The sequence below is a fragment of the Methanoregula sp. genome (assembly GCF_002835825.1).
In the GTDB taxonomy this organism is placed as follows: domain Archaea; phylum Halobacteriota; class Methanomicrobia; order Methanomicrobiales; family Methanospirillaceae; genus Methanoregula.
Window position 1 is genome coordinate 1 of the sequence record NZ_PIZH01000224.1, and the last position, 3,749, is coordinate 3,749.

General features: G+C 58.1%; 5 protein-coding genes and 1 pseudogene. 1 reads left to right on the forward strand and 5 read right to left on the reverse strand.

The window, feature by feature from the left end; translation table 11 throughout:
* Positions 1-511: pseudogene (locus tag CW742_RS08630) on the reverse strand (serine/threonine protein phosphatase); the annotation flags it as partial.
* A 219-nt stretch (positions 512-730) separates the two neighbouring features.
* On the opposite strand from CW742_RS08630, the gene CW742_RS08635 reads away from it, so the two are divergent.
* Positions 731-1,168 carry a YkgJ family cysteine cluster protein gene (locus tag CW742_RS08635; RefSeq protein WP_292419193.1) on the forward strand — a complete coding sequence of 146 codons (438 nt, stop codon included), beginning with the start codon at positions 731-733 and terminating at the stop codon, positions 1,166-1,168.
* Positions 1,169-1,295: 127 nt separating this feature from the next.
* Here CW742_RS08635 and fhcD read toward each other — a convergent pair whose 3' ends face one another.
* The 4 genes from fhcD to CW742_RS08655 form a co-directional block, all read right to left on the reverse strand.
* Positions 1,296-2,186, reverse strand: coding sequence for a formylmethanofuran--tetrahydromethanopterin N-formyltransferase (gene fhcD, locus CW742_RS08640; RefSeq protein WP_292419202.1), 891 nt, complete (start codon positions 2,184-2,186; stop codon positions 1,296-1,298).
* A 13-nt stretch (positions 2,187-2,199) separates the two neighbouring features.
* Positions 2,200-2,760, reverse strand: coding sequence for a 5-formyltetrahydrofolate cyclo-ligase (locus CW742_RS08645; protein WP_292419196.1), 561 nt, complete (start codon positions 2,758-2,760; stop codon positions 2,200-2,202).
* Between the two features lie 103 nt (positions 2,761-2,863).
* Positions 2,864-3,208 carry an STAS domain-containing protein gene (locus tag CW742_RS08650; RefSeq protein WP_292419199.1) on the reverse strand — a complete coding sequence of 115 codons (345 nt, stop codon included), beginning with the start codon at positions 3,206-3,208 and terminating at the stop codon, positions 2,864-2,866.
* A 164-nt stretch (positions 3,209-3,372) separates the two neighbouring features.
* Positions 3,373-3,669: a serpin family protein gene (locus tag CW742_RS08655; RefSeq protein WP_394339465.1), complete on the reverse strand. Its 297-nt coding sequence runs from the start codon at positions 3,667-3,669 to the stop codon at positions 3,373-3,375.
* Between the last annotated feature and the right edge of the window lie 80 nt (positions 3,670-3,749).

Here is a 3,749-nt window from a genome sequence, read left to right on the forward strand (position 1 = left end):
CGGTTGAGTAAACCGGTAGCAAGATCTGGTTCATCATCCCGGCAGCCCGCCGTTCTTCCGGCGGGATGGTCTTGTCGGCTCCGGGCGAGTAATCCACCACAGACGTTGAGAGCGGGTCGTCCGGCCGCTCATCCTGCGTGGGGAGGTGAAGGTCCCTGACCATTCCGGGATTGTCAAGAATCTCACCGGCATAATACGCCATGATGTTCAGGTCGTCACCGATCTGTTCGATGATGATATTGCTGATATATGCCTGATCTTTTGCCAGCCGGAGGAGCGATGCCTGCGCATCGCGTTCGAGTGCCTCCGTACTGTCTGCGCTGGCACGGTTGCCAAGGTTCGTGCTGCTGGTTACGGCGTACTGCCCGGTATCTTCCATCTGCACAAACGCGATGAACGCTGTGACAAGAAGGGCGCCAAGGGAGAGGGCAAGAAAAGCGAGAAGGATCTTTGTCCTGACGGAAAAGCTGAACCTGCTGTTACTCTTCCCGCTGCCGGCCATTGTATGCATTCAGTGCTTAAAACAAAAAAAACGTTCGCTTTCCGACGTAGGGGGAAACAAGGGCCCCGGCTGCGATTACCCCCTTCAAACCGTGTCGTCGGATGGTTGTTTGGCACGCTCTCTATATATCGCCGCCCGCAGGAAGTAACCGGCCGTACGGACAACAGCGGGGAACATCGCACCAACAATCCTTATCGCGCTTCCGGGTGAATAATAGTTCAGAGAACCATGACAGAATCCCCGCCCGAAGGCAGTCCCTCTGATGATGAACCGTGCGAGCAGTGCGGCCTCTGCTGCCGGATCTTCGGCCCCGGCATCACCCCCACTGTTCCCAATGTATATGTCTGGATCGAGCAGGGAAGGATTGATATTCTGAAATGGTTCGTTGCGTTCATGGAGCGGGGGGATCCTGTGCCCTGCACCCGGCTGAAAAAAGAAGATTTGGGAATTGTTGTCTCGTTCGAGATGCGTAACACGGAGACCGGGGAATATGCCACGGTCTGCCCGTTCCTGCGCCGGGTGGCAAAGACCCGGTACCTCTGCGGGATCCACACGGTGAAACCCGATATGTGCTGGAATTACCAGCCCTGGGTCTGGGGGGAGACCTATTTCAACCGCTGCCCCTCGCTCCGGCGTACCGGCGGGAAATGCCGCTGGCCGCTGTGATCCCTGCCGTGATCGGGCACGGTTGGCATAGGCGGGGAGCCCGTCTTTATTCCCGGCCTGTCGGGATTATCCTGTTCGTGGAGCAAAACAGCGATCCTGCACCCCGCAGCTGGACCGGGCCACACTCTCATGAAAAGAGCGGGCGGAGGAAGAACCGGTGCGGGCCGAGTTTCCCGTCAAAGTTCGATGCCCCGATATGGCTTGCCTTCCCGGTCTCCGCAGCGGCAGTGATCCCTTTCCTCATGGCCTCTTTGACAGCGGCTTCGTCGGTTCCGTTCATCACGATCTCGTATATCGAGCCGACATCGTCCGGAACAAGGGAATCCGAAATCTTTCCTTTGAGGGTCGGGCAGAACAGGTGGTTGGTGCTGGCCGGCATCGGGAACCGGTAGTTTTTGCATGCCACCTTTGATCCGCTCCTGACAATCCCCCCGGCAAAACTCATGATGATCCCGGGCATCCCCCGGATCGACGCAGCGGCAGCGATTGCCGCGGCAAGGGCGGAGGGCTGGTCCTTTCCCATAACGAGGAAATTTCCACCGGCAATGCCCTTTACGGTACCGTACCGCTCCTCGCCGATGTAGTCCCCTTCCATCACCGGGATCTTCCAGCAGCTCCTCCCGCCAACGGTGCATCGTTCTTCGTACCTGTCGCCGAAATAGTGCATCCGGATGGCGAATCGGGACGGTGCGTCCGGAAGGCCATCGAACGCATGGGCAGTCGGGGCCGGGAGAACGCACTGCGAGATGCGGGCAGCCACATTGGCCTTCATGTTCTTCTTCTCGGCGCAAATCAGGATGGAGATACCCGGCCTGCCGTCCGGTGTCTCGGCAGGGAGGAACTCACGTTCGATCCCGGCTTCGCAGGGGCAGAAAATCTTCGATGTGGCAAACCCGGTTGCAACGGCAGCGGTTGTATATGCCCATTCTTTTGTGTCAGCCGTAATAATGACCCGTGATATCCAGGTGGGAAATGCTTCGGCAAACGTGTCAAGGATCTCCGTCCCATTGATCTTCATCGGGTATTCCTCCTTACGGGTATACAATTCCATCCTCGGTGATTATGTGATCCATGCGGACATCGGTGGGGTCCAGCGGGAGCCGTTCCATCTCCTGGCAGGCAAACGCGATGCCGATCTTGCGGAGCAACGGGAACTTTTCCAGGAACCGGTCGTAATAGCCCGCACCGTACCCGATTCTTGCCCCGGTCCGGTCGAACCCGAGCATGGGAAGGAGGATCGTGTCCACATCCTCGCCCCGGGCCGGTATCTCGTTCCCGATAGGTTCCGGAACGCCGAACGTGCTTGGCACGAGCGCGGCAAAATCCCGCAGGTAAGAGAGCCGGAGGCTTACATCCTCCTTGACGATGATGGGGACGATGACCGGGACGTTCCGGTCGAGAAGGCCCTGGATGATGGGGACGGTATTGACCTCCATCTCCTTTGACGTGTAGGCCATCACGGTCTCGGTGTCCCGGATTAAGGGCATCAGGTGCCCGCAGATGGCCCTGCTTTTGGTCAGTCGTTCCTCCGGGGTCATGGCACCCTTGCGTTCCCGCAGGATCTGCCGGATTCTGCTCTTCTCTTCCCGCATGGGCAGTAGTAGAGAACGGTGCTATTTATGTCTTTTTGGCGTATGCCCGGGTCCAGCCCTGTACGGGGCAATGATCCCCCTGCCTGCCCGGGACTCCGGGGGCTTACCTGCGGGATACCGCACGGAGCGCTGCCTCTTCCGTATCGTACAAGGTAAAGATGGAAGCGAACCCCGAGATGTCGATGATGTGGGTGACAAACGATGTTGGTGAGAAGAGGCCAAAATGGATCCCGGCGGGCTTTGCTGCCTTTGCCGTTGCGAGGAAGATCCGAAGGGCCGAGCTGGAGATGTATTTTGTCCCGGACAGGTCGCAGAGAATGGCTTCCGGCTGGCGTGCCACGAATTCCCGGAACTCCTTTTCAAGGCTGATGGCCGCGACATGATCCACGGATTCGGGAAGGGAGACGATGAGTGCTTTGCCCTGTTCGCGTACTGTACACAAACCCATAATACCTGCTCCTCAAGCGTGCTGGTTCAAGAGTCTTTTTGGCCCGTATTAAGAGTGTTGATTTGTGTTTTGGTACATTCTGGAACAGGGCCGGAAATCGCCTCCCTGTTTTGTGACGGATCCCGGATTTTCCCAATCCTGCCGTTCTGTGATAAAAAAGGTGATTATCCGGCAGCCGGGTCCGATACCCGGCCCAGGAAGAGGATTGCGCCGCTTTCGTTGTCCCGGATCAGGAAGATGAACGGGTGGTCAGCACGGAAGACCGGCGGTTTGTCACCGACTGGGGCCGCCCGGAGCCCCACGACAACAGCAGTTGCCGCTGCGGCCTCGGTGCCTTCCTCGTTCACGTCGATGTATGCCTTGTGGAAGACATCGCTGACGAAAAGGTCGTGCGTCCCGTCCATACCGGAGAAATCCGCAGATCCGGGGATTAATGCCGTGGGCATCCCCATGGCAGACAGGGTTTTTGTGAACGTCTATCCTGTCTCGACCCGGACATTCGGGTTGTCAACCTCTGCAGTCCGGTGCTGTGCGCTCTTTT